Genomic DNA, 787 nt, shown 5'->3' on the forward strand with positions numbered 1-787 from the left:
CCTCCGCCGTCCTCGACCCGCTCGCCGTCGACAGCGCGCTGGCCCCCGGCCGTGCGGACGAGGAGTCGGCGGCCGAGGACACCGCGGCCGACCGCATCGACCCGCGTGCGGTCGGCCCCTACCGCCTCACCAAGGCGGAAAGCACGCAGCTGAAGGACGCCGCCGACCGGCGCGCGGCCTGTCTGACGGACCTCGGCATGAACCCGCAGGTCGTCGTCGGCCCCAGCGGGCGCCCCACCATCAGGGTCGACAACGACCCGGGCGATTTCCTGCAGTCCCAGTGCCGTACGCCTCCCCTCGAAATGCCCACCGCGACCGAGCAGAAGGCCCTCAAGAAGCTCAACTCCCTCACCGGCGCCTGCCTGAAGCGGCAGGGCCTCGACCCCGTCCCGGTCGGCCTCGACCTGGAGGGACGGTCCGGTCCGAAGCCGGTCGCCGCCAACGTCTCCGCGTTTCCCGTCGTGGGACCCGACGGACCCGGCGGGCCCGGCGGCGAGCCCACGGCGATCCGTCCGAACGCCGGGGCCGTCGGGCCGGAGGCCACCACCGCCGTCACCGCGTCCTGCGTCGACACCGCGCGCCGCGAACAGCTCGGCCCCTACGTCTCGTCGCCCGCGCTCCTCTTCATCACCAGCTCCGACGGCACCCGGAGCACCCCCGGCTTCAGCCTCTCCCGGTCCAACACCGTCCGCCTGGCCGGGCTCGCCGCGGCCGTCCTCGCCGTCACCGTCGCCGTCACCGCGCTGGCCGCGACCCGGCTGACCCGTCCGCTGCGCGCGCTCACCAC

At 75.1% G+C, this 787-nt stretch carries 1 pseudogene; it reads left to right on the forward strand.

The features are described from left to right. Positions 1–787: pseudogene (locus tag AOK03_RS44650) on the forward strand (two-component sensor histidine kinase); the annotation flags it as partial.

This window comes from Streptomyces atriruber (assembly GCF_001418325.1).
Lineage (GTDB): Bacteria > Actinomycetota > Actinomycetes > Streptomycetales > Streptomycetaceae > Streptomyces > Streptomyces atriruber.